Annotated in this window: 1 pseudogene; it reads right to left on the bottom strand. The window is 38.9% G+C overall.

The window, feature by feature from the left end:
• Positions 1–388: pseudogene (gene secY, locus ACTHSP_RS22505) on the bottom strand (preprotein translocase subunit SecY); the annotation flags it as partial.

Below are 388 nucleotides of genomic sequence, written 5' to 3'. Positions count from 1 at the left end.
ACTTTACGCTGAGCACTCTCAAAATAAACTACAGCATAGATCAACAGCAAAATACCAATCACAATTGATACCGCCATAAACATAGAACGTTCAGACAAAGTTAACAACTGAACTATACCGGATGGGATACCCGATACAATGCCTGCTGTAATGATTAAAGAAATACCATTACCAATACCACGCTCGGTAATTTGCTCTCCTAACCACATCAGAAACATAGTACCTGTAACCAAACAGACTACTGTAGAAATATAAAACTCAAGCGCAGTCGTTACAACAACACCTCGTTGATAAACAGATGATGCAGCCCAAAAGCTTTGCAATACAGCCAATAATACCGTCCCATACCTAGTATATTTCGTAATTATTTTCCTACCAGCCTCACCTT

The organism is Neisseria sp. P0001.S005, assembly GCF_051963715.1.
This window is presented reverse-complemented; position numbering and strand designations above follow the sequence as displayed.